General features: G+C 69.9%; 23 protein-coding genes. 9 read left to right on the top strand and 14 right to left on the bottom strand.

Annotated features, from left to right (window positions below; all coding sequences use genetic code 11):
* Positions 1-27 precede the first annotated feature (27 nt).
* From ACIPV2_RS03935 to ACIPV2_RS03925, 3 genes are read right to left on the bottom strand one after another with little or no spacing between them, the layout of a single operon-like run.
* Entirely contained in the window at positions 28-531 is a 504-nt protein-coding gene (locus ACIPV2_RS03935) for a GNAT family N-acetyltransferase (RefSeq protein ID WP_400838707.1), read from the bottom strand.
* Positions 528-1226 (bottom strand): uracil-DNA glycosylase, encoded by a 699-nt coding sequence (locus ACIPV2_RS03930; protein ID WP_400838705.1) that lies wholly within the window; start codon positions 1224-1226, stop codon positions 528-530. Before ACIPV2_RS03930 ends, ACIPV2_RS03935 begins: the two co-directional genes overlap by 4 nt.
* Positions 1226-2008: an SDR family oxidoreductase gene (locus tag ACIPV2_RS03925; protein ID WP_400838703.1), complete on the bottom strand. Its 783-nt coding sequence runs from the start codon at positions 2006-2008 to the stop codon at positions 1226-1228. Before ACIPV2_RS03925 ends, ACIPV2_RS03930 begins: the two co-directional genes overlap by 1 nt.
* Positions 2009-2160: 152 nt before the next feature.
* Between ACIPV2_RS03925 and ACIPV2_RS03920 the strand changes: the two genes are divergently transcribed.
* The 3 genes from ACIPV2_RS03920 (at position 2161) to ACIPV2_RS03910 (ending at position 6133) form a co-directional block, all read left to right on the top strand.
* The gene (locus tag ACIPV2_RS03920) at positions 2161-3483 is read left to right on the top strand and encodes a bifunctional o-acetylhomoserine/o-acetylserine sulfhydrylase (protein ID WP_400838701.1); all 1323 of its coding nucleotides are present in this window, start codon (positions 2161-2163) and stop codon (positions 3481-3483) included.
* A 283-nt stretch (positions 3484-3766) separates the two neighbouring features.
* Positions 3767-4747, top strand: coding sequence for a hypothetical protein (locus ACIPV2_RS03915; protein ID WP_400838699.1), 981 nt, complete (start codon positions 3767-3769; stop codon positions 4745-4747).
* Between the two features lie 180 nt (positions 4748-4927).
* Positions 4928-6133: a homoserine O-acetyltransferase gene (locus tag ACIPV2_RS03910; protein ID WP_400838697.1), complete on the top strand. Its 1206-nt coding sequence runs from the start codon at positions 4928-4930 to the stop codon at positions 6131-6133.
* 18 nt (positions 6134-6151) lie between these two features.
* Here ACIPV2_RS03910 and ACIPV2_RS03905 read toward each other — a convergent pair whose 3' ends face one another.
* From ACIPV2_RS03905 to ACIPV2_RS03885, 5 genes are read right to left on the bottom strand one after another with little or no spacing between them, the layout of a single operon-like run.
* A complete protein-coding gene (locus ACIPV2_RS03905) occupies positions 6152-6796 on the bottom strand; it encodes an NUDIX hydrolase (RefSeq protein ID WP_400838696.1) in 645 nt (214 codons plus the stop codon).
* A gap of 9 nt (positions 6797-6805) precedes the next feature.
* Positions 6806-8008: an MFS transporter gene (locus tag ACIPV2_RS03900; RefSeq protein WP_400838694.1), complete on the bottom strand. Its 1203-nt coding sequence runs from the start codon at positions 8006-8008 to the stop codon at positions 6806-6808.
* Between the two features lie 42 nt (positions 8009-8050).
* On the bottom strand, positions 8051-8401 hold the full coding sequence (locus tag ACIPV2_RS03895) for an MTH1187 family thiamine-binding protein (RefSeq protein ID WP_400838692.1): 351 nt from the start codon (positions 8399-8401) through the stop codon (positions 8051-8053).
* 30 nt (positions 8402-8431) lie between these two features.
* Entirely contained in the window at positions 8432-9682 is a 1251-nt protein-coding gene (locus ACIPV2_RS03890) for a hypothetical protein (protein WP_400838690.1), read from the bottom strand.
* A gap of 16 nt (positions 9683-9698) precedes the next feature.
* On the bottom strand, positions 9699-10550 hold the full coding sequence (locus ACIPV2_RS03885) for an NAD(P)H-hydrate dehydratase (protein WP_400838688.1): 852 nt from the start codon (positions 10548-10550) through the stop codon (positions 9699-9701).
* A gap of 52 nt (positions 10551-10602) precedes the next feature.
* Between ACIPV2_RS03885 and ACIPV2_RS03880 the strand changes: the two genes are divergently transcribed.
* Positions 10603-11685 carry an NADH:flavin oxidoreductase/NADH oxidase gene (locus ACIPV2_RS03880; protein WP_400838687.1) on the top strand — a complete coding sequence of 361 codons (1083 nt, stop codon included), beginning with the start codon at positions 10603-10605 and terminating at the stop codon, positions 11683-11685.
* Between the two features lie 55 nt (positions 11686-11740).
* Here ACIPV2_RS03880 and ACIPV2_RS03875 read toward each other — a convergent pair whose 3' ends face one another.
* Positions 11741-12802 (bottom strand): hemolysin family protein, encoded by a 1062-nt coding sequence (locus ACIPV2_RS03875; protein ID WP_101187122.1) that lies wholly within the window; start codon positions 12800-12802, stop codon positions 11741-11743.
* Positions 12799-14115, bottom strand: coding sequence for a hemolysin family protein (locus ACIPV2_RS03870; RefSeq protein ID WP_400838684.1), 1317 nt, complete (start codon positions 14113-14115; stop codon positions 12799-12801). The genes ACIPV2_RS03875 and ACIPV2_RS03870 overlap by 4 nt, the downstream gene beginning before the upstream one ends.
* Before the next feature lie 249 nt (positions 14116-14364).
* Between ACIPV2_RS03870 and ACIPV2_RS03865 the strand changes: the two genes are divergently transcribed.
* Entirely contained in the window at positions 14365-18036 is a 3672-nt protein-coding gene (locus ACIPV2_RS03865; protein ID WP_400838682.1) for a multifunctional oxoglutarate decarboxylase/oxoglutarate dehydrogenase thiamine pyrophosphate-binding subunit/dihydrolipoyllysine-residue succinyltransferase subunit, read from the top strand.
* Between the two features lie 90 nt (positions 18037-18126).
* On the opposite strand, the gene ACIPV2_RS03860 is transcribed toward ACIPV2_RS03865, so the two are convergent.
* From ACIPV2_RS03860 to ACIPV2_RS03850, 3 genes are read right to left on the bottom strand one after another with little or no spacing between them, the layout of a single operon-like run.
* On the bottom strand, positions 18127-19422 hold the full coding sequence (locus ACIPV2_RS03860; RefSeq protein WP_400838680.1) for a GNAT family N-acetyltransferase: 1296 nt from the start codon (positions 19420-19422) through the stop codon (positions 18127-18129).
* A gap of 56 nt (positions 19423-19478) precedes the next feature.
* A complete protein-coding gene (locus ACIPV2_RS03855; RefSeq protein ID WP_101187126.1) occupies positions 19479-19721 on the bottom strand; it encodes an anti-sigma factor in 243 nt (80 codons plus the stop codon).
* Positions 19718-20386: a sigma-70 family RNA polymerase sigma factor gene (locus tag ACIPV2_RS03850; protein ID WP_400838678.1), complete on the bottom strand. Its 669-nt coding sequence runs from the start codon at positions 20384-20386 to the stop codon at positions 19718-19720. Before ACIPV2_RS03850 ends, ACIPV2_RS03855 begins: the two co-directional genes overlap by 4 nt.
* A gap of 49 nt (positions 20387-20435) precedes the next feature.
* Between ACIPV2_RS03850 and aroA the strand changes: the two genes are divergently transcribed.
* From aroA to bcp, 3 genes are read left to right on the top strand one after another with little or no spacing between them, the layout of a single operon-like run.
* Positions 20436-21761: a 3-phosphoshikimate 1-carboxyvinyltransferase gene (aroA, locus tag ACIPV2_RS03845; protein WP_101187128.1), complete on the top strand. Its 1326-nt coding sequence runs from the start codon at positions 20436-20438 to the stop codon at positions 21759-21761.
* Entirely contained in the window at positions 21758-22801 is a 1044-nt protein-coding gene (rsgA, locus tag ACIPV2_RS03840; protein WP_400838675.1) for a ribosome small subunit-dependent GTPase A, read from the top strand. The genes aroA and rsgA overlap by 4 nt, the downstream gene beginning before the upstream one ends.
* Positions 22802-22810: 9 nt before the next feature.
* Entirely contained in the window at positions 22811-23284 is a 474-nt protein-coding gene (gene bcp / locus ACIPV2_RS03835; RefSeq protein ID WP_400838673.1) for a thioredoxin-dependent thiol peroxidase, read from the top strand.
* A 21-nt stretch (positions 23285-23305) separates the two neighbouring features.
* Here the strand turns inward: bcp and ACIPV2_RS03830 are convergent, their stop codons facing one another.
* Positions 23306-23722, bottom strand: a complete 417-nt coding sequence (locus ACIPV2_RS03830) for a hypothetical protein (RefSeq protein WP_400838671.1) — start codon at positions 23720-23722, stop codon at positions 23306-23308.
* A gap of 206 nt (positions 23723-23928) precedes the next feature.
* On the opposite strand from ACIPV2_RS03830, the gene ACIPV2_RS03825 reads away from it, so the two are divergent.
* Positions 23929-24177, top strand: a complete 249-nt coding sequence (locus ACIPV2_RS03825; RefSeq protein ID WP_071641453.1) for a WhiB family transcriptional regulator — start codon at positions 23929-23931, stop codon at positions 24175-24177.
* Positions 24178-24244 lie beyond the last annotated feature (67 nt).

Below are 24244 nucleotides of genomic sequence, written 5' to 3'. Positions count from 1 at the left end.
CCGTGTCGACGGGAGCGCTCGCGTCGGTCAGAGCGTCTTCTGCAGGAAGTGCACGCCCAGCCGTTCGCCGAACTTCTCCCCGACCTCGGTGAGCCGCCCGGCGTCGATGAAGCCAGCCTTGCGGTGCAGCGCGATCGAGGCCTCGGCTCCCCGATCGGCGATCACGGCGATGACCTGGCGCAGACCCGCGTCGCGGCAGCGGTCGAGGAAGACCGCGAGGAGCGCCCAGCCCACTCCACGGCCGGCAGCCGTCGGCGCGAGATAGATGGAGTTCTCGATCGTCGACCGGTACGCCGACTTCGCCGACCAGGGCGTCCCCAGGGCGTACCCCAGCAGGTCGCCGCCCTGCGTCTCGGCGACGAGGAACGGGATGCCGGCATCGGCGATCCGGGTGGCCTTGCCCTCCCATTCGGCGAGCGTGGATTCGACCTCGTCGAAGGTCACCGTCGACGATCGCACGTAGTGGTTGTAGATGTCGCGGATCGCGGGCAGATCGGCATCCGCCGCCGGACGTATTCGCAGATCGCTCACGCCTCCCCCACCACGCGCCAGTCGACGGGGTCGGCGCCCATGGATTCGAGCAGCGCATTCGTGCGCGAGAACGGCCGCGAGCCGAAGAAGCCCCGGCTCGCCGACAGGGGCGAGGGATGCGCGGACTCGATCGTGGGTGTCTTGCCGAGCAGTGGCTTCAGGGCTGATGCATCCTTCCCCCACAACACCGCCACCAGCGGCTGCTCGCGGGCGACGAGGGCGCGGATCGCCAGCTCGGTCACCTTCTCCCAGCCCCAGCCGCGGTGGGACGCGGGAGAACCGGGCTGGACGGTGAGCACGCGGTTCAGCAGCAGCACACCCTGGTCGCTCCACGCGGTGAGGTCGCCGTGCGGCGCCGGAGGGATGCCGAGGTCGCTCTGGCGCTCCTTGTAGATGTTGCCGAGGCTGCGCGGCAGCGGACGCACATCGCGCTCGACGGCGAAGGACAGGCCGATCGGGTGACCGGGCGTGGGATACGGATCCTGCCCGGTGATGAGCACCCGCACATCGGCGAGCGGACGCTGGAACGCCCGCAGCACGTTCGCACCCGCCGGCAGGTATCCGCGCCCTGCCGCCTGCTCGGCGCGCAGCCGGTCGCCCAGCTCGGTGATCAGCGGCTGCACGGGCGCGAGCGCCTGCGCCCAGCCGGCGTCGATCGAGCCGTCGTCGGCGAGCTCCGCGAGGGTGCGGCGCATCAGCCGTCGGTGCGCACGCGCAGCGGGCCGCGCGCCAGCAGGTGCTGCGCGGCCTGAGCCAGTGGACGCATGGTGACCAGATCGAGGTTCACCCGGCGCGGTGCGTTCAGGGCGTACGCGATGAGCTCGGCGACGTCAGCCGCGAGCAGCGGCTCGGCGACGCCGTCGTACACCGACTCCGCTGCGACCGCGTCGCCGCCGAGGCGGTTGAGCGCAAACTCCTCAGTGTGCACCATGCCCGGCGCGACCTCGACCACGCGGATCGGCTCGCCGTGCAGCTCCTGACGCAGCACCTTGACGAGCATCGACTCCGCGGCCTTGGCCGCGTTGTAGCCACCGCCGCCCGGGTACGCGCCCTGTGCGGCCGTCGAGGTCACGAACACCGTGTCGGCGTGGCCGTCGGCGTCCGCGGCCCGGCGCAGCAGCGGCAGCAGGCCCGCCACGAGCCGCTGCGTCGCGAGCACATTCGCGTCGTACATCCACTGCCAGTCCTCGATCGAGCCCTGCTCGACGCTGTCGGTGCCGAGGGCCCCGCCGGCCACCTGCACCAGCGCGTGCACGGGGCCGGTGCGCTCGAGTTCGGCGACGAGGGCGGCGACGGCATCCGAGTCGGTCAGATCGCACGCGATGGTCGATGCCCCGGTCTCGGTCTCCAGCGCCGCCAGACGCTTCTCGCGCCGCGCGACGCCGACGACGTCCCAGCCCTGCACACGCAGCGCGCGGACGGTCGCCTCTCCGATTCCCGAGCTCGCTCCGGTCACCACGGCACGTCTGATCACCATGGCTCAACCGTAGGCGCAATATCGGACAGGTCCTGCCACCCGCGCGTGTTACGTAACATTTCCCCTCGGTTGTCGGCGGCGGTGCGGCTTCGTAACCTCGCTTGCAGGCATCCAGCCGAACGACTCCACAACCCGAACCCTGGGAGCACGTCATGACCGCAGCCGAGAACTGGCGCTTCGAGACCAAGCAGATCCACTCGGGCGCCGCGCCCGACCCGGTCACCAAGGCGCGCGCGACGCCGATCTACCAGACCACGTCGTACGTGTTCGACAACGCCGACCACGCCGCGAACCTGTTCGCTCTGGCGGAGTTCGGTAACATCTACACCCGCATCCAGAACCCCACCCAGGACGTGCTCGAGCAGCGCCTCGCCGCACTCGAGGGGGGCACCGGAGCCCTCGTGCTCTCCAGCGGTCAGGCCGCATCCACCTTCGCGATCCTGAACATCGCGCAGGCGGGCGACCACTTCGTGGCATCCAGCGCCATCTACGGCGGCACGTACAACCTCTTCAAGTACACCCTCGCCAAGCTCGGCGTGGAGGTCACCTTCGTCGAGAACCAGGACGACCTCGACGAGTGGCGCGCAGCCGTGCGCCCGAACACCAAGCTCTTCTTCGCCGAGACCATCGGCAACCCGAAGATCAACGTGCTCGACATCCGCGGAGTCGCGGACGTCGCCCACGAACACGACCTGCCGCTGATCGTCGACAACACGATCGCCACGCCGTACCTCATCCGTCCGTTCGAGCACGGCGCCGACATCGTCACGCACTCGGTCACCAAGTTCCTCGGCGGCCACGGCACCACCATCGGCGGTGCGATCATCGACGGCGGCACCTTCGCCTGGTCGCAGCACGTCGACAAGTTCCCCGGCCTCACCGAGCCCGACCCCTCGTACCACGGCGCGTCGTACACGACGGCGGTCGGCGACGGGCTGGCGTACATCATCAAGGCCCGCGTGCAGCTGCTGCGCGACCTCGGCTCGGCCATCGCGCCGCAGAGCGCCTGGAACCTCATCCAGGGCATCGAGACCCTGTCGCTGCGCATCGAGCGTCACGTGCAGAACGCGCAGGAGATCGCCGAGTGGCTCGAGAACCACGATGACGTCGCGTCGGTGAACTACTCGGGCCTGCCGTCGTCGCCCTGGTACGCCAAGGCCAACGAGTACGCCCCGAAGGGCGTCGGCGCGGTGCTGTCGTTCGAGCTCAAGGGCGGCGTGGAGGCCGGCCGCGAGTTCGTGAACAGCCTGAGCCTGTTCAGCCACCTCGCCAACATCGGCGACGTGCGCTCGCTGGTCATCCACCCCGCGTCGACCACGCACTCGCAGCTTTCGCCCGAGCAGCAGCTCTCGGCCGGCGTAACGCCCGGTCTCGTGCGCCTCTCGGTCGGCATCGAGAACATCGACGACCTCAAGGCCGACCTCGACAGCGCCCTGAGCGCCGCGCGTCGCGTCGCGGAGGCCGCTCGCGCCTGAGTTCTCCTTTTCAGACACGGATGCCCCGGACCGCTCGGTCCGGGGCATCCGTGCTTCCCGCTCTCCCGGCGCGTCGCGCGTCTCATCCGTCGACGCCCCCTCTGCGCATCCGCGCCCCCGCCTATCGGCGGCATTTGGCGGGGGCGCCGAGAACCGGAGGGGGCGCCGACGACCTGCGGAGTGATCCGAATTGTTTCTGCACACCGCAGGCGCCGCGAAGAATCGTGCACAGATGCTGTGCAGGCGTGTTCGGAGGACGCAGCTGGGATGCCAGGCTCGCCGTATGCCATCCCGCATCGGAGTGCTCGAGGCGAGTCGATTCCTGAGAACGCGCGACGAGCTGGTCGCAGACGGACACTCAGATCGAGACATCCGTCGCCTCGTCGAGGACGAGGATCTGGTTCGGGTGCGCCGCAACCGGTACGTTGACGCCCTGACCTGGAACCGCCTGTGGAACGAGGGGCGGCACCTGCTTCAGGTGGTCGCGACGCACCTCAACTGCGATCCTCCCGGACCCGTGTTCTGCGGGCCATCAGCTGCGGTGCTGCACGGTCTGCCGCTCTACCGTCACGCACCCGAGAAGGTGCACGCCGTGATCATGGGCCGACGCCACGGCAGATCGAGGGCGGGGCTGATGTGGCACTTCGTCGATGCAGCTGCTGGGGACATCGTGGAGATCGACGGATTCCGCTGCACCTCGCTCGAGCGCACGGCGCTCGATCTTGCCACCGCGCTTCGTCCGGAAGCCGGACTCTCGGCTGTCGACGCAGCCCTGCGGAGCGTGGCGGTGAGCGGCCACGTGCAGGACGAGGACGCCGCGCAGCGATGGCGTGCTGATCTGCTGCAGCACGCCGCGTCGCGCCACGACCGCGGCATCCGCCGCGCGCGGGAGATCATCGACCTCGCCGATGGCCGCGCGCAGCTACCCGGTGAAAGCGTCAGCAGGTGGCGCATGCACCAGCTGGGATACCGGGATGTCCTGTTGCAGGTTCATATCCCCTGCCCTGGGGAGGAGTTCTGGATGGATTTCGGATTTCCGCGGGCACGCTGCTTCGGAGAGTTCGACGGCGAGGGCAAGTACGTCGATCCAGCACTCACCTCGGGACGGTCGACGTCCGAGATCGTGCTTGCCGAGAAGCGGCGCGAGGATCTGGTGCGCGGCGTCACCGGATGGCGTACCGCGCGCTGGGGTCATGAACACATCCGCACCCCGGATGCCCTCGCCGCCCGCCTCGCCGCATTTCGCATCCCCCCGCCCGGCTGAGTCCGCGCGCAGGGTCCGGCTCCACGCCCGGCGCCCGCATCCACGCCCCCTCGTGGCATCCACGCCCCCTTTGCGCGGCGCCACTTGGAGGGGGCATCGAACGTGAGAGGGGGCGCCGATGACCCAGCGTCGACCCGTAACCTGCCGCGGGCTCCGGCGCGCACGGGCGAGAATGGAGGCATGGACTGGCAGACGACCTCTGAGGACACGGTGCCATCGGCTCCGGTGACCGAGGCCGATGTGCGTCTGCTGCGCGCCCGGCCGCCGGCGACGGGCGCCTGGCGCGACGGCGACCCCGCAGGTCACAGACGCTTCACCTTCCTCGGCGACTTCCGCACCGAGAACGGACAGCTGCTGCCCGCCACCCGCCTCGCATGGGAGAGCTGGGGCGAGCTGAACGAGGCGCGCGACAACGCCGTGCTGATCCTGCACGCCCTCACCGGCGACAGCCACGTGCGCGGCCCGGCGGGCGCAGGTCACCCCACCGTCGGATGGTGGGAGGACATCGTCGGCCCGGGGTCGGCGATCGACACCGACCGGTGGTTCGTCATCGCCCCGAACATGCTGGGCGGATGCCAGGGATCGACGGGACCTGCGAGCATCGCACCGGACGGCCGGGAATGGGCATCCCGCTTCCCCTACCTCACCATCCGCGACCAGGTCGCCGCGCAGATCGGCCTCGCCGACGCGCTCGGCGTGGAGCGGTGGGCCGCCGTGGTCGGCGGCTCGATGGGCGGCATGCACGCCCTGGAATGGGCGGTGATGCAGCCCGAGCGCGTCGAGCGGCTGGCGGTGCTCTCGTCTCCCCCGGTGACCACGGCCGACCAGCTGGCGCTGAACTTCGTGCAGCTCGAGACGGTGCGCATGGATCCGCGCTTCGCCGGCGGCGAGTACTACGACGCGGCGCTCGGCGAGGGTCCGCACCGCGGGCTCGCGCTCGCGCGGCGCATGGCGCTGCTGAACTACCGCAGCCCGATCGAGCTCAACCAGCGCTTCCAGCGCTCATGGCAGTCCGATGTCTCCCCTCTCGGTCGCGGCGGGCGCTTCGCGGTCGAGTCGTATCTCGACTTCCACGGCAACAAGTTCACCCGCCGGTTCGACGCGAACAGCTACCTCACGGTCGTCGAGGCGATGAACTCGCACGACATCGGCCGCGACCGGGGCGGGGTCGAGCAGGCGCTGCACACCGTCACCGCGCGAACACTCGTGCTCGGGATCGACACGGATCGGCTGTTCCCGATCGACGGGCAGCAGCGCATCGCGCGCAGCATCCCGAACCTCATCGACGACGAGGCCGTGGTGCTCACCAGCGACTTCGGCCACGACGGCTTCCTCATCGAGACAGACCCGGTCGGCGCGCACCTGGAGCGCCTGCTCGCGTCGTGACTCGGGCGAGGATGCTGGTCAACCCCGCTCGTAGACCCACGGCAGCGCGATCATGGTGAGCCGATGCCGCGCACCCGGCGCACCCGGATCATCCGGATGCTCCTCGTCGCCCGCCCACAGCGCGCGCATCCCGCTGTCGAGTTTCTGCATCCGCGTCTCGTAGCGCGCGAAGGCGCTGACCGACGCAAAGGCGTCGTCGACGGTGCGATATGCCCGCAGGCCATCCAGGGTGATCCACGTCGGCGGGAACAGGGTGAGCTCCCCCTCAGCGTGCCGCTCCGAGGCGCGTCCCGGCGTCATCCACACCGCCTCCTCGATCTCGCCGGGGTTCGGCCGCAGCGGGTCTCCGCTCTCGCGGGCGAGGAAGAACCACGTGCGGAACCGCACCGGCGTCTCGGCCGGCGGCACCCAGCGCGAGAGCGTCGCGAGATCCCGGATGCCGATGCCGGCCTCCTCGCGGGTCTCGCGCACGGCCGCGCGCAGCGCCGCCCGCTCTTCATCATCGCCCTCACGCTCATCGCCGGGGTCCACACGGCCACCGGGGAAGACCCAGGCGCCAGGGAACGACCCGGTCGCTGGCCGGCGCAGCAGCAGCACCTCGAGGCCGTCCGCCCCGTCACGCAGCACCACGGCGGTGCCGGCGACGCGCATCGGGGCATCCATGCGCACACTCTAGTGCTCGCGCACCAGCCCCACCGCCGGCACCGGCGCCGACGACTGCGCACGGTAGGCGATCAGCACGATCGCGAGCCCGAGCGCCGCCAGCACCGCGCCCACCCATTCCGGTGCGGTGAAGCCGAAGCCGAGCGAGATCGCCGCTCCGCCGAGGAACGCGCCCAGGCTGTTGCCGATGTTCAGCGCGGAGTGATTCAGCGCCGCTGCGATCGACTGGTTGTCGCCGGCGACATCCATCAGACGGGTCTGGATCGCGGGGCTCAGCACGGACGCGATCGCGCCGACCAGCATCGCGGTGATGATCAGCGGCACCACCCAGTACGCCAGCAGGGCGAGCAGCACGAGCACCACGGCGAGCGCGGCGAGTCCCCATACGAGGGTCCGACGCAGATCGCGATCGGCGAGACGGCCGCCGGCCAGGTTGCCCGCCGTCATGCCCACCCCGACCAGCACCAGGGTCACCGGCACGACCCACGCGGGAGCACCGGCGATCTCGGTCACGAGCGGGGCGATGTAGCTGTAGACGGCGAAGAACCCGCCGAAGCCGATCGCCCCGATGCCGAGGGTGAGCCAGACCTGCGGCACCCGAAAGACGCCCAGCTCCGAGCGCAGGGTGCGGCCGGGGTCGCCGGGATGCGACGGCACGAACAGGGCGATGCACACCGCCGCGAGGGCGAACACGCCGGTCACGACGAGGAACGCGGTGCGCCAGCCCCACTGCTGCCCCAAGAAGGTGCCCAGCGGCACGCCGACGACGTTCGCGACGGTCAGCCCCGTCAGGATGAACGCGACGCCCTGGGCGCGCTTGCCGGGACCGAGCATGTCGGCCGCCACGAGAGCGCCGATGCCGAAGTACGCGCCATGCGGCAGGCCGGCGAGCAGTCGCGAGGCACCGACCAGGCCGAAGCCGGGCAGCACCACGGTGAGCGCGTTGCCGAGGGTCAGCGCGATCGCGAGCGCCAGCATCACCCGGTGCCGCGGGAAGCGTGCGACCGCGCCGGCGATCGTGGGCGCGCCGATCACAACGCCGAGCGCGTAGAGCGAGATGAGCCCACCGCTCTGGCCGATCGCCTGCTCGCTGCTCACCGCCCAGACATCGGGCAGCAGGTCCTGGGCGATCTCGGGCAGCAGGCCCATGATCACGAATTCGGTCATGCCGATGCCGAAGCTGCCGACGGCGAGGGAGAGGAGCGCCCTCATCGCCGCCCCCCTCGAGAGATTCGAGGGAGTCACCCGCCCATGTTACCCGGCGGCCGCATCCCCGTCGGCGGATGCGTCTCCGTCGGCGGATGCGTCGATCGCCTTCTCGAGGCGCTCGATCTTGGCATCCAGCTCACCGGTGTATCCGGGGCGGATGTCGGCCTTGAGCACGAGCGAGACGCGCGACCCGAACGGCATCACGGCCTCGGTGGCTCTCTTCACGACATCCATCACCGAGTCCCAGTCGGGCCCTTCGATCTCGGTGAACATGCTGGTGGTGCGGTGCGAGAGACCAGACTCGCGCACCACCTTCACTGCGGCGGCGACCGCATCGTGCACGGAATCTCCTGAGCGGCCATCGCCCGACGGGGCGACGGAGAATGCGACGAGCATGATTCCTCCTGTATTCGGTGGTCGATCGCGTCAGCGGCGCGATGCGGGAGTTCTGTCTTCGGTGGTCGAACGCGTCAGCGGCGATATGGGAGTGCGCAGCACCGCGAGCACGGCGATGACGAGCGTCACCACGAGCATGGCATTGCGCACGGTGAGCAGCAGCACCGGCACCGGGTGGGCGGCGAGCAGTCCGTCGTAGGTCAGCGGATAGATGCAGAACGTCAGGGCGCACAGCAGCAGCACGAGAGCGGTGGGTGTGTGCGCGCGGGCGTGATCGAACACGATCCACAGCATCGCGGGAGCGATGAGCCAGGTGGTGAACTGCGGTGAGCCGACCCTGTTCGTGACGATCAGCGCGGCGATCAGGGCGAGGGCGAGCGGTGGCAGCAGCCGCGTCCAGGCCGCGCCGCGGCGCGCACGCAGGATCCCGATCAGCAGGATGCTGGCCACCGCGATCACCATCGCGGGTGTCGTCGCCGCCGCGACAGCGGATGCCCCCTTCGCCTCGATCTGGAAGGTGAGGATGTCGAAGCTGTACTCGATCCTCGCGTCCCCGCGAACGGCGGCCCAGAGGAAGGGCGTCGCTGCCACCGCTTCGATCTGCAGACCCCGACCGGTCTGGGCGGTGACGAAGCCGAGCATCCGATCCCCCGCCCCGAGTGCGAGGAGAGACACGACGATCCCCGCAGAGACCGCGGCTGCGGACACCAGAAGCTGCAGACCGCGCCGGCCGGCGGCGATCGCCGCGATCAGCAGCGCACCGGGCCAGATCTTGATCCACGCGCCGACGGCGAGCGCCACCGCCGCCACGCGCGGATGCGAGGCCAGCCACAGTCCTCCCGCGAGCGCGAGCGGAACCGTGATCGCGTCGATCCGGTACATCGCTATCGGACCGAGCAGCAGCAGCGCGGCGACCCAGAACCATGCGGCGGAGCGGCGGTGCGGCCCTCGGCCGCGAAGCAGCACGGCGAGTCCGAGGGCATTGCACGCGGTCACCAGGACCGCCCAGCCCACCAGATACGCACCCGGGCCGCCGATGAGGGGGACGAACGGCAGAGCCAGCACGTGAGCGGCCATCATGGGCAGCAGCGCGAGCTGCGGGTACACCCAGCTCTCGGTGACCCCCACGATCGCACCGCCGCTGAGCGCGGCCTGCGACCACGGCTGGTAGACGAGCACGACGTCGCCCATGGGCTGACTCGGCAGCAGCCACCCGGCTGCCGCGACGATCGCATGGACGAGGAGGAACGCCGTCCACACCAGCCAGGGTCGAGAGGTCACCTCGGATTCCCCGGCGTCATCGCAGCAGTTCGCCGATGGCGCCGGGCAGCGCTTCGGCGACGTCGAGCGCGACGATCGGATGCCCGGCTGCCCGCTTCTCCCCCGACGCTGCGCTCACGGCGCCGGATGCCCGTGCCGCGGCCTGCCCGTGCAGCCAGACGGCTGCCGCCGCCGATTCCGCCAGGGGACGGCCCGGGTCGGCGGCGATGAGCGCGCCGATCACGCCGCTCAGCACATCCCCGGTGCCGGCGGTCGACAGCCAGGGCGGCGCGTTCCCGATCACGATCGGCTCACCGTCGGGGCCGGCGATCACGGTGCGGGCGCCCTTGAGCAGCACGGTCGCCCCGATGCGCGATGCAGTCTCGGTCACCGCCGCGATCCGGGCGTCCTCGGCGCCGAGGTCGACCTCGTCCAGTCCCAGCGTCGAGCGCAGCCGGGCGAACTCGCCGGCGTGCGGGGTGAGCACCATCGGCGCGCTCCCGTCGGCGGCGAGATCCAGTGCGCCCGCATCGACGACCACCGCAGCATCGCCGTTCAGGATCTCCTCGAGCGCCGCGCGCTCATCTGTGTCGCGATGCTCGGCATCCGTCCCCGATCCGATCACCCACGCGCCCACGCGCGTCCGCCCCGCCTTGGGCTTCGCGACGGTCTCGGGCCGACGCGCGAGCACCGCATCGCGTGCGCCGCCGGTGTACAGCACGTAGCCCGCTCCCGCGCGCCAGGCCGCCTCCACCCCGAGCACCGCGGCGCCGGGGTACGCGGCCGAGCCGGTGCGCAGCCCCACGACGCCGCGGGAGTACTTGTCGTCGTCGGCGGTCGGCACGCGCAGCAGCGCACCCGTGTCGGCACTCGTCCACTCCCGCAGCATGAAGAACACGCTAGCGCGCCCTGCTCCCCCACCCGGGCGATAGCGTCGAGATGTGACCACGCTCTCGACACCACGACTCCTCACCCCGCTCGCCGTCCGCTCGCTCACCATCCCGAACAGGCTGTGGGTGTCGCCGATGTGCATGTACAGCGCCGTCGACGGCGTGCCGCAGGACTGGCACCGCACGCACCTGGCGCAGTTCGCGTCTGGCGGCGCCGGTCTGATCGTCGCCGAGGCGACCGGCGTGGTTCCCGAAGGACGCATCTCGCCGCGCGACACCGGCATCTGGAACGACGAGCAGCAGGAGGCCTGGGCGCGCGTCGTCGACGATGTCCACGAGCGCGGCGGGCTGATCGGCATCCAGCTGGCTCACGCCGGGCGGATGGCCTCCACCTGGTGGCCGTGGGCCGATCAGCACGGCACCGTGCCCGCGACCGAGGGCGGCTGGCCGACGGTCGCTCCATCCGCCATCGCGTTCGAGGGGTACGCGGCTCCCTCGGCGCTCGACGCGGCAGGCATCGAGCGGATCGTCGCGGCCTTCGCCGATGCCGCCCGACGGGCGCTGGATGTCGGGTTCGACGTGCTCGAGGTGCACGGCGCGCACGGCTATCTGCTGCACGAGTTCCTCTCGCCGCTGTCGAACGTGCGCGACGACGAGTACGGCGGCTCGCTCGAGAACCGCGCGCGTCTGCTGCTGCGCATCGTCGAGCGGGTGCGCGACGTCGCAGGCTCCGCGACACCGGTCTTCGTGCGACTCTCGGCGACCGACTACGCCGAGGGCGGCTTCACCCCCGAGGAGGCCGCGCAGGTAGCGGGTTGGGCGATGGATGCCGGCGCCGACCTCGTCGACGTCTCGAGCGGCGGCATCGTCGCGCGACCTCGCATCGAGTACCGGCCGGGCTTCCAGGTGCCGTTCGCGGAGACCGTGCGCGCAGGTGGACGCGTGCCGACCGCCGCGGTCGGGCTCATCACGACCGGTGCGCAGGCCGAGGAGATCCTCGCCTCCGGCGCCGCCGACGCGATCTTCGCGGGCCGCGAATGGCTGCGCGATCCGCACTTCGGGCTGCGGGCCGCGCACGAGCTGGGTGCCGAGGTGCCCTGGCCGCCGCAGTATCAGCGAGCGCACTGGCGCTGAACCCACGAACGCGGCCCGGCAGGAGGATCCTGCCGGGCCGCGTTCATGAGCGGGGTCAGCGTCCGTGACCGCGACGGGTCGCGTCCTGCACCTCCCCGACGAGCTCCTCCAGGATGTCCTCCAGGAAGAGCACCGCGGTGGTCTCACCCGACCGGTCGCGCACCTTGGCGAGGTGCCGCCCGGCGCGGCGCATCGAGGCGAGAGCGTCCTCGAGGTCGGTCTCCTCCTGCACGGGCAGCATGTGGTGGATGCGCTTGGACGGCAGGGGCTGGGAGATCTTCTCGTCGGGCTCGGGACCCTCGGCCGCGCGCAGCACGTCCTTCAGGTGCACGTAGCCCACCGGTGACTGCTCGTCGTCGACGATCACGTAGCGCGAGAAGCCGTAGCGGGCGACTGCGCGCTCGACGTCGTCGGGGGTGGCCGTCTCAGGCAGCGTGATCAGGTCCGCGAGCGGCACGGCGATGTCGCGTGCCTTCTTGTCGGTGAACTCCACCGCCGCGGCGACGGCGCCCGACGAGTCGGTCAGCACGCCCTCGCGTCGAGAGCGGTCGACGATCGTGGCGACCTCCTCGAGCGTGAACGTCGACGCCGCCTCGTTCTTCGGCTCCACGCCGAACAGGCGCAGCGTGCTGTTGGCGATGCCGTTCAGCGCCCAGATGATGTGGCGGAACACCCGCGACACCCAGACCAGCGGCGGCGCGAGCATGAGGACCGCGCGATCGGGGATCGAGAACGCGAGGTTCTTCGGCACCATCTCGCCGAACACGACGTGCAGGAACGAGACGAGCGCGAGGGTGATGACGAATGCGCTCACCGAGATCACCGCAGGATCCCAGCCCAGGGCGTGCATCGGCACCTCGAGGAGGTGGTGGATGGCCGGCTCCGAGACGTTCAGGATCAGCAGCGAGCAGATCGTGATCCCCAGCTGCGATGTCGCGAGCATGAGCGTGGCATGCTCCATCGCGTACAGGGCGGTCTTGGCGGCACGGGAGCCGCGTTCGGCGAGGGGCTCGATCTGCGAGCGGCGCGCCGAGATGACGGCGAACTCCCCGCCGACGAAGAAGGCGTTCGCGGCGAGCAGCACGACGAGCCAGACGAGTCCTCCCCAGTCGCTCATCGCTCGTCCTCCGTCGCAGCCTCGACCGGGTCGGCGGTGTAGCGCACGCGGTCGATGCGCCGGCCGTCCATGCGCACGACGCGCAGCACCCCGGTGTCGATCCTGACTTCGTCATCGATCACGGGAAGCCGCTCGAGAAGGCTCATCATGTAGCCGGCCACGGTGTCGTAGACCTCGCCCTCGGGCACCTCGATCCCCGTGCGGGAGAGCAGCTCGTCCGGGCGCAGCTCACCGGGGAACGTGATCGAGTCGAGCCGGCGCACGATGCCCGCCCGGGAGCGGTCGTGCTCGTCGGACACCTCGCCGACGATCTCCTCGATGAGGTCTTCGAGAGTCACGATCCCGGCGGTGCCGCCGTACTCGTCGACCACGACGGCCATCTGATAGCCCTTCGTGCGCAGCTCGGCGACCAGCACGTCCAGGTGCACGGTCTCGGGCACGCGCAGCGGCTCGGTGCTCAGCGCGCCGACCGGCACCTCCCCACGCTTCTCGCGCGGCACCGACACGGCGGCCTTCACGTGCACGACCCCAGTGATGTCATCGAGGTCATCGTCGTACACCGGGAAGCGGCTGTGACCCGTGCGCCTGGCCAGGCGGATGACGTCGTCGGCCGAGTCGCCCACCGATATCGCGTGCATGCTCGGCCGCGCGGTCATGATGTCGTCAGCGGTGAGACGCGCGAAGTTCAGGCTCCGATCGAGCAGCGTCGCGGTGTCCTTCTCGAGCACGCCCTGGCTCGCGGAACGGCGCACCAGGGAGGAGAGCTCCTCTGCGCTCCGGGAACCCGAGAGCTCCTCCTTCGGCTCGATGCCCATGCTGCGCAGCACGCCGTTCGCGCTGCCGTTGAGCAGCACGACGGCAGGCTTGAAGACAGCGGTGAACACCGTCTGGAACGGAATCACCACTTTCGCCGTGACCAGGGGCAGCGCGAGCGCGAAGTTCTTGGGCACGAGCTCACCCAGGATCATCGAGAGGAAGGTCGCGATGAGCATCGCCACCGTCACCGAGATGGGTGTCGCCGCAGCATCCGGAACGCCCCAGGCCTCCAGAAGCGGCGCGAGCAGCTTCGTGATGGCGGGCTCCATCGTGTATCCGGTGAGGAGGGTCGTCAGCGTGATGCCCAGCTGCGCCGACGACAGGTGCGTGGAGGTGATCTTCAGCGCTCGGATCGTCAGGCTGAGCCGGGATTCGCCCCGAGCCTCACGGGCTTCGAGCTCGGCGCGGTCCAGATTGACCAGAGCGAACTCGCTGGCGACGAAGAGTCCCGTCCCCACGATGAGCAGCAGCCCCACGCCCAACAGCACGAATTCCATCAGCTGTGTCCCTCGACATCATCGAGGAGCGGGCAGTGGGGCGATGTACTACAAGAAGGAGGGTCGTCCATAGTGCGCCCGATCTTACAGAATTCGGCTGTGCCCGCGTCAGGCGAAACGGCCGCCCGCGCAGACGACTCGGAATCCGTTAGGCGTTAGGCTTGATGACTGTTACGCAAGTGCGACCCGGGCGCTGCAGTCAGCGACAGGTCGCATGTGAGCTTCAGCGACGAAAGAGGGCGATAGAGCGTGTCGAACCAGGTGACCGGCGTCGGTGGCGACGGGGGGTTCGGAGCCAACTCCTGGCTCGTGGATGAGCTTTACGAGCAGTTCCAAAGGGACCGCAACTCGGTCGACAAGGAGTGGTGGCCGATCCTCGAGCAGTACACGCCGGATGCCGCGGCTCAATCTGCCGGCGGTGCACCGGCAGCGTCCGCAGAGCCCGCGCACCCTGTCACCGCCCCGATCCCCGTGATCGGCGCGCAGCCGGTCGCCCGCACCACGGCGAAGCCCGCCAAGCAGGCGCCGATCCCGGCGCAGGCGCCCAAGCGCGAGGCGAAGGATGAGGCGCCCGCCGAAGAGGAGCGCGTCACCCCGCTGCGCGGCATGCCGAAGACCCTCGCGGCGAACATGGACCAGTCGCTGTCGGTGCCGACCGCGACGAGCGTGCGCACGATCCCCGCGAAGCTGATGATCGACAACCGCATCGTCATCAACAACCACATGTCGCGCACCCGCGGCGGCAAGGTCAGCTTCACCCACCTCATCGGCTGGGCGCTGATCCGCACGCTCAAGGAGTTCCCGAGCCAGAACGTGTTCTACGCCGAGGTCGACGGCAAGCCGTCGGTCGTGGCACCCGCGCACGTCAACCTCGGCATCGCCGTCGACGTCCCCAAGCCCGATGGCACCCGCGCGCTGCTCGTGCCGAGCATCAAGCGCGCCGACACCATGACCTTCGGCGAGTACCTCGCGGCCTACGAGGACCTCATCGCCCGCGCTCGCAGCAACAAGCTCACCGCGGCCGACTTCGCCGGCACCACCGTCTCGCTGACCAACCCCGGCGGCATCGGCACGGTGCACTCGGTGCCACGTCTGATGAAGGGCCAGGGCTGCATCATCGGCGCCGGCGCCCTCGACTATCCCGCCGAGTTCCAGGGCTCCAGCCAGCGCACGCTCACCGAGCTGGGCATCGGCAAGACCATCACCCTCACCAGCACGTACGACCACCGCGTCATCCAGGGTGCCGGCTCAGGCGAGTTCCTCAAGAAGGTGCACGAGCTGCTGATCGGCGAGCGCAGCTTCTACGAGGACATCTTCGCGTCGCTGCGCATCCCCTATCAGCCGATCCGCTGGAACGCCGACATCGCGGTGGACCTCGCCGAGCGCGTCGACAAGCAGTCGCGGGTGCAGGAGCTCATCAACTCCTACCGCGTGCGCGGTCACCTGATGGCCGACATCGACCCGCTCGAGTACGTGCAGCGCTCCCACCCCGACCTCGAGATCGAGAGCCACGGACTCACCTTCTGGGACCTCGACCGCGAATTCGTCACCGGCGGCTTCGGCGGACGCCGCGTGATGAAGCTGCGCGACATCCTCGGCGTGCTGCGCGACTCGTACTGCCGCACGCTCGGCATCGAATACATGCACATCCAGGATCCCGAGCAGCGCCGCTGGTTCCAGCAGAAGCTCGAGGTCAAGTACGTCAAGCCCAACCACGACGAGCAGCTGCGCGTGCTGCGCAAGCTCAACGAGGCCGAGGCGTTCGAGACGTTCCTGCAGACGAAGTTCGTCGGCCAGAAGCGCTTCTCGCTCGAGGGCGGCGAGTCGCTCATCCCCCTGCTCGACGAGGTCCTGCAGGGCGCGGCGAACGCCGGTCTCGACGGCGCGGCGATCGGCATGGCGCACCGCGGCCGACTCAACGTGCTGACGAACATCGCCGGCAAGACGTACGGCCAGGTGTTCCGCGAGTTCGAGGGATCACTGACCCCGGGAAACCAGCGCGGCTCGGGCGACGTGAAGTACCACCTGGGCACCGAGGGGACGTTCGTCGCCGAGGACGGCGCTGAGCTGCCCGTCTATCTCGCGGCGAACCCGTCGCACCTCGAGACCGTCGACGGCGTGCTCGAGGGCATCGTACGCGCCAAGCAGGACCGCAAGCCGATCGGCACCTTCGCCTGGCTGCCCATCCTCGTGCACGGCGACGCGGCCTTCGCCGGCCAGGGCGTCGTGGTCGAGACGCTGCAGATGTCGCAGCTGCGCGGATACCGCACCGGCGGCACGGTGCACATCGTGGTCAACAACCAGGTCGGCTTCACCACCCTGCCGACCGATTCGCGCACCTCCGTGTACGCCACCGACGTCGCCAAGACCATCCAGGCGCCGGTGTTCCACGTGAACGGCGACGACCCCGAGTCGGTCATCCATGTGGCGCGGCTGGCGTTCGAGTACCGCGAGCGCTTCCACCGCGATGTCGTCATCGATCTGGTCTGCTACCGCCGCCGTGGTCACAACGAGGGCGACGACCCGTCGATGACCCAGCCGCTGATGACCGACCTCATCCAGGCCAAGCGGTCGGTGCGCAAGCTCTACACCGACGGCCTCGTCGGCCGTGGCGACATCACCGAGGAGGAGTACGACCAGGCCAAGGCGGACTTCCAGAACCGCCTCGAGATCGCCTTCGCCGAGACGCACGCCGCCGAGACCGGTGCGACGCCGATCGCCCCCGACCTCGCTCCGGTCGATGCGCAGGTCGGCGCCCCCGATGTGACCGGTGTGCCGCTCGAGGTGGTCCACCTCATCGGCGACGCGCACGCGAACAAGCCCGACGGCTTCACGGTGCACTCCAAGCTGCAGCAGCAGCTCGACAAGCGCCTGACGATGAGCCGCGAGGGGGGCATCGACTGGGGCTTCGGCGAGCTGCTGGCCTTCGGATCGCTGCTCGTCGAGGGCACACCCGTGCGCCTGGCCGGACAGGACTCCCGTCGTGGCACGTTCGTGCAGCGGCATGCCGTGCTGCACGACCGCCGCAACGGCCAGGAGTGGCTGCCACTGGCGAACCTGACCGACGGCCAGGGTCGTTTCTTCGTGTACGACTCTCTGCTCAGCGAGTACGCCGCGCTCGGATTCGAGTACGGCTACTCGGTCGAGAACCCCGATGCCCTCGTGCTCTGGGAGGCGCAGTTCGGCGACTTCGCCAACGGCGCCCAGTCCGTCATCGACGAGTACATCTCGGCCGCCGAGCAGAAGTGGGGCCAGCAGTCCAGCGTCGTCATGCTGCTGCCGCACGGATACGAGGGCCAGGGCCCCGACCACTCCTCCGCACGCATGGAGCGCTTCCTGCAGCTGTGCGCGCAGGACAACATGTACGTGGCGCGCCCGTCGACGCCGGCCTCCTATTTCCACCTGCTGCGCCGCCAGGCGTACGCCCGTCCGCGCAAGCCGCTGATCGTCTTCACCCCGAAGGCGATGCTGCGCCTGCGCGGTGCGACCAGCGAGGTCGCAGACTTCACCAAGGGCCGCTTCGAGCCGGTGATCGACGACGACCGCGGTCTCGACCGCGACGCCGTCACGCGCGTGCTCGTGCACTCGGGCAAGATCCACTGGGATCTGCGCAGCGAGCTGGAGAAGAACCCGAACCCCGAGATCGCGCTGGTGCGCCTGGAGCAGCTGTACCCGACGCCGATCGACGAGCTGAAGGCGATCACCGACTCGTACCCGAACGCCGAGCTGGTGTGGGTGCAGGACGAGCCCGAGAACCAGGGCGCCTGGCCGTTCCTCGCGCTGGAGTTCGCCGAGGTCCCCGGTCCTCGGCAGTTCCACGCGGTGACGCGCCCGGCTGCGGCGTCGCCGGCGACCGGCTCGTCGAAGGTGCACGCCGCCGAGCAGGTCGCGCTGCTGAAGACCGCCCTGACCGTCGGCTGACGCTCGGATGCGAAAGGCCGCCGCCCTCCTCGGAGGGCGGCGGCCTTTCACGTGAGCGGTCGCCCGTCAGTATCAGAGGCGGAGTCGGTATCAGTACCAGATGCCGAGGAAGGCCGACGGGGTGGTCAGGAAGGCTCGGGAGAGCGCGCTCACCGCGTCGCTGTCGCCGTGGATCCGCCCGGCAGCGGCGAGCTGCGTCGCCGGCACTCCCCCGGCGTAGATCGTCGAGAGCTCGACGACGCCGAGCGTCACGTCGGGCGAATCGGAGGTCGCGGCGACCCGGGCCCGGCCGCTGTCGTCGATGACGATCCGCCAGTCGTCCGCGGCGAAACCGAGCGGGTCGTCGACGCGCAGCACGATGTCGAGCGGTGCGCTGTAGCTGCGCGCAGCGAGCGCCGCCTCGATGTCGAGCACCCGCAGCCAGCCATGGTCGTGCAACTCGGCGGTGACCGCACGCTGGTCGGCGACCAGCCAGGGCAGCGGGTCATCGATGGGCCGCAGGTCGACGCGCGCGCTGGTGACCAGGTCGTGCTGCACGACAAACCGCCAGATCGCGCGCAGCGCCTCGTCGGACACCGTGATGATCGAGCGGATGCGCATCTCGGAGCGGAACCCTCCGGGAACCTCGGCGAGCGTGTACGCCATGGCCCCCTGCACCGCACCGTCCGCGCCGATGAACCGCACCCCGCGGACGGCGGCAGCCTCCTTGTCTCCTTCGGCCAGGCCCGCCATGCGCTGCCACCGGCCGCGCCATCCGGGGACCTGCCCGGAACGCAGGGTCCGGGATGCCTCGTGCAGACGCTCGAGATCGTCAGCGAGACTCTGCTTGTCGGCGTAGACGAGCCGCCCCTCCGATGTCTCACTGCCGCGCCAGCCGGCGCGCGCCGTGTCGACGGTGAATCGCATCACGGGCACCGCGGGGCCGAAGCCGTAGCGACCGTAGATCGTCGCCTCGGATGCGGTGAGCCCGGCGATCGGGACGCCGGCGCGCGCCGCGGCACGCAGCTCCCCCTCGAGCAGATTGCGGGCGATGCCGCGTCGGCGGTGCGTCCCCGCCACGGTGACGGAGCTGATCGCCCACATGTCGATCTCGCCGCCGGGAAGACTGAGCGGTGTCACCCAGCTGTTGACCGTCGCGATCGGCCAGGCGCCGCCTTCCGGGTCGTACACGCCGATGTTGCGCCGTGTGCGCATGGTCTCGCGCATCTGCGCCAGCTCGGCGTCGGTGGGATCCTCGTCGAGGAAGCCGCGTGCGTCCGCGCGGAGGAAGCCCTCCGCGTCGGCATCGACCGCCATGTCGGCGATGCGGTATTCCAGGCCCCTCTCGCGCAGGTTGCGCTGCGAATCCGGGTCGACGGAGATGATGGTCTCTTCCGGTGCGGTCATCCACCCAGCCTAAGCGGACGCGATGGCGCCGCCGCCGTGCGAGTCCGTCCTGGCCGTCAGTGCGTCGCCTGGGCCGAACGCAGGCGCGCCAGCACCTGGTCTCGCAGCTCTTCGGGCGCGGTCTCCTTGCAGGCTCGCGCGACGACCTCGGTGAGGGTCTTCGCGACCAGCGCCTCGTCCTTGCATGCTTCGCAGTTCTCGAGATGCTCGCGAATCTCGGTGTGCTCGGTGCGGCACACCTCGTTGCGGAGGTACTCCTCCAGATCCCGGCGCGCCTTCTCGCAGCCGCAGTCGCTCATTTCCTGCTCCTTGGTTCTGCCGCGCGGATTCCCCGTTCAGCGGCGTAGTCGGCCAGCAGCTCGCGAAGCATGCGCCTGCCACGGTGCAGGCGGCTCATCACGGTGCCGATGGGGGTCTTCATGATGTCGGCGATCTCCTGGTAGGAGAATCCCTCGACGTCGGCGAGGTAGACCGCGAGGCGGAAGTCCTCGGGCACCTCCTGCAGGGCATCCTTCACCGCCGATGCCGGCATGTGGTCGATGGCCTCTGCCTCGGCGGAGCGACTGTGCGACGCGGTCGTCGACTCGGCGCCGCCGAGCTGCCAGTCCTCGAGCTCGTCGATCGTTCCCTGGAACGGCTCGCGCTGGCGCTTGCGGTAGATGTTGATGTACGTGTTCGTGAGGATGCGATACAGCCACGCCTTCAGGTTCGTGCCCTGCGTGAACGTCGACCATGCGCCGTACGCCTTCACGAAGGTCTCCTGCACGAGGTCGGCGGCGTCAGCCGGGTTGCGCGTCATGCGCATGGCTGCGGCGTAGAGCTGATCCATGAAGGGGATCGCCTGCTCCTCGAAGTCGCGTCGAGGATCGCTGGAAGCTGTCTCGTCCATCACGCGCCAGTCTAGGCCGGAGAGCACATCGTCAGCGGAGGCGTCGACGCGGTCGCTCAGCGCGTTCGCCGTCATATGTCTTCTCCTCTCCGTCTGTCGCGGGGCTTCACTAGGCTTAGAACCGATGAGCACTGAACGGTATTCCCCTGCACCCGCTCGAGGCCGGTACGTCGCACCGCTCGCCGAGCACGCCGTGCGCGCGTCCGTCACGGTCCCCGGCTCCAAGTCGCTCACCAACCGCGAGCTGGTGATCGCCGCGATCGCCGATGGACCGGGCCGGCTGATCCGTCCCCTGCACTCCGACGACTCCCGTCGCATGATCGAGGCGCTGCGTCTGCTGGGCGTGAGCATCGAAGAGGAGCCCTCGGATGGCGAGTTCGGCCCCGATCTCCTCGTCACCCCCGCCCGGCTGCGGGGCGGGGTGACCGTCGACTGCGGTCAGGCCGGCACCGTGATGCGCTTCATCGCGCCGCTCGCCGGACTCGCCGACGACGAGGTTCACCTGACCGCGCACGCGAGCGCGCTGCACCGGCCGATGGGCGCCCTGATCACCGGATTGCGCGACCTGGGGGTCGACATCGATGACGAGGGCACCTGGTCGCTGCCGTTCACCGTGCGAGGGCACGGACGGATCCGTGGCGGCCGCGTCGAGATCGATGCCTCCGGCTCCAGCCAGTTCGTCTCGGGGCTGCTTCTCGCCGCGCCGCGCTTCGACGTCGGCCTGCATCTCGTGCACATCGGGCAGCACCTGCCGAGCCTGCCTCACATCGACATGACGATCGAGTCGCTCAGCCGGCGCGGCATCCGCATCGAGCGTCCCGCCACTGGCGAATGGCTGGTCGAGGCCGGCGTCCCCCGCGCGAAGGACGTCGCGATCGAACCGGACCTCTCCAACGCCGCGCCCTTCCTCGCGGCCGCGCTGGTGACCGGCGGCGAGGTCACGGTGACCGGCTGGCCGCTGCACTCCACCCAGCCGGGCGCCCTGCTGCCCGACATCCTGCACGCGCTCGGCGCGCACACCAGTCGGCACGGCGGCGCTCTCACCGTGCGCGCGGGCGAGGGCATCCGGGGTCTCGACATCGACCTGTCCGCGGCGAGCGAGCTGACACCGACCATCGTGGGTCTCGCCGCGTTCGCCGACGGTCCCACCACGATCCGGGGCGTCGCGCACATCCGCACCCACGAGACCGACCGCATCGCGGCGCTGGTGAACAACCTGCGCGCGCTCGGCGGCGACGCCGAGGAGCTGCCCGACGGTCTTCGCATCACCCCGCGTCCGCTGCGCGGCGGCGCCTGGCCGGCGCATCACGATCACCGGATGGCGACCACCGGCGCCCTCATCGGGCTGCGCGTTCCGGGGGTCGAGATCGACGACATCGGCACGACCGCCAAGACCCTGCCCGAGTTCACCCGGCTCTGGGAGCGCATGCTGACGGGCGCCATCGCGTGAGCTGGCTCGGCGACGACGACGACCTCGACGATGTCGAGGAGTTCGACGAGAGCCGCATCCGCACCCGCCCCAATCCGAAGGCGAACCGTCCGCGCACGAAGCGCCGCCCCGCGCACGATGACGCGGAGATCGGGCGCATCCTCGGCGTCGACCGAGGCAGGTACAGCGTGCTGCTCGGCGAGGACACCGCCGAGGAGCACACGATCACGGCCGCCAGGGCGCGGGAGCTGCGACGCACGCCGATCGTGACCGGTGATCGTGCTCGGGTCGTCGGTGAGCTCTCGGGCGAGGAGGGCACCCTCGGCCGCATCGTCGGCATCGTCGAGCGCACCTCGCTGCTGCGCCGCAGCGCCGACGACACCGATCAGGTCGAGCGGGTCATCGTCGCGAACGCGGACCAGATGCTCGTGGTCGTCGCCGCCGCCGATCCCGAGCCCCGCGCCCGCCTGGTCGATCGCTATCTCGTGGCGGCGCTGGATGCCGGCATCCGCCCGCTGCTCGTCGTGACCAAGACCGACCTCGCCGACCCCGCCGACTTCCTCTCCCACTTCGAGGGACTGGACCTGACGGTGTTCACGAGCGCGAGAGGGCAGATGCCCGTCGACGAGATCGGCGAGGCGCTGGTGGGCCATTCCACTGTGTTCGTCGGCCACTCCGGTGTCGGCAAGTCGACGCTGGTGAACGCCCTGGTGCCCGACGCGCATCGCGCGACAGGCCATGTCAACGAGGTCACCGGCCGCGGACGGCACACGTCGTCCTCGACCGTGTCGCTGCGGTATGTCGGCAGAGCCGGCAGCGGCTGGGTGATCGACACCCCCGGAGTCCGCTCGTTCGGGCTCGGGCACGTCGATCCCGCCAACATCCTCACCGCCTACACCGAGCTCGCGGAGATCGCTGCGGACTGCCCGCGGGGATGCACGCACCTGGCCGATGCCGAGGACTGCGCCCTGAACGAGGCGGCAGCCGACGGCGAGCTGAGCGAGACCGGTCAGGCCCGGCTGGAGTCGCTGCAGCGGCTGCTGGCGACCTTCGCCGGATAGGCTTGAGGAGTGACCACACGCCTGGAACCCGGTACCGCCGCCCCCGACTTCTCGCTGCTCGATCAGGACGGCGAGTCCGTCTCGCTCGCTGATCTGCGCGGCCAGAAGATCATCCTGTACTTCTACCCGGCGGCGATGACTCCGGGCTGCACGACCCAGGCGTGCGACTTCCGTGACAGCGTCTCATCGCTGCAGGCCGCCGGGTACACCGTCGTCGGCGTCTCCCGCGACGAGCCGGAGAAGCTGAAGGCGTTCCGCGAACGCGATGGTCTCACCTTCACGCTGCTCAGCGACCCCGATCACGCGGTGCATGCAGCGTACGGCGTGTGGGGCGAGAAGATGAACTACGGCAAGGTCGTCGAGGGCGTGATCCGCTCCACCTTCGTCATCGACGAGGAGGGTGCGATCGCCGCCGCGCAGTACAACGTGAAGGCGACCGGCCACGTCGCCCGGCTGCGCAAGAACCTCGGCATCGACGCCTGAACGCTCCACCCAGCGTCTGCGTCAGGCGCGGTCGCGCGGCTCGTCATCGCGGCTCAGCCGCGGATCGGATGCCCCGTCACGGTGTGTGGCGCTGATCAGCAGCACGAGGCCGATCAGCGCCGTTCCGCCGACTCCGAGGGTGAACAGCCACACCTTCGGCTCGATGCTCAGCGATGCCAGACCGAGCGCGACGCCGAGCACCTGCAGCACCACTCCCCCCGAGCGCGCCCACGACGCTCGACGGAGCGTGCCCCACGAGAACGCCCCCAGGGCGACAGCCGCGATCATGGTGAGCACGATCAGAGCGATGCCGCTGATGTCCGACGCCGCCCCGCCCGCCCCCAGGGCGAGCAGCTCGATGACGCAGACGACCGCGAGGGCGATGGCCTCGATGGCGAGCACGATGGCGGCGGCGACGGCCGGACCGGAAGGGCGCACGTGGGCTCCTCTCAAGAGCTGTAGGAAAACCCTTGATTTCAGACTATTTCTGTAACACAATGGAACAAGCCATGTGCTCCCACATCGGAGTGGGGCGGGCGGTCGCCCGCATCACCAGGGTAGCCGACCCCGATCCGCTCACCCGATCTGCGCGCCGCGTGAACGGCGCCCCACACCGAAACACCTATCTCTGAGGAGCCCCCCGTATGGATTGGCGCGATAAAGCAGCCTGCCTGACCGTCGACCCCGAGCTGTTCTTCCCCGTCGGGAACACCGGCCCCGCCGTCGACCAGATCGAGAAGGCGAAGGCAGTGTGCGCCACCTGCACCGTCACCGAGATCTGCTTGCAGTACGCACTCGAGTCCGGCCAGGACTCGGGCGTGTGGGGCGGTCTCTCTGAAGACGAGCGTCGCGCGCTCAAGCGTCGCGCCGCTCGCGCACGCCGCGCCGGCTGACCCCGACCACCCGAAAGCGCCGGCCCCCGACGGGGACCGGCGCTTTCGTGGTCTCGGGGAAACTCAG

Origin of the sequence: Microbacterium sp. NPDC089987, from assembly GCF_044748505.1 — a bacterium.
Lineage (GTDB): Bacteria > Actinomycetota > Actinomycetes > Actinomycetales > Microbacteriaceae > Microbacterium.
Note: the sequence above shows the minus strand (reverse complement) of the source record. Positions and strands in the feature narration are given on the sequence as shown.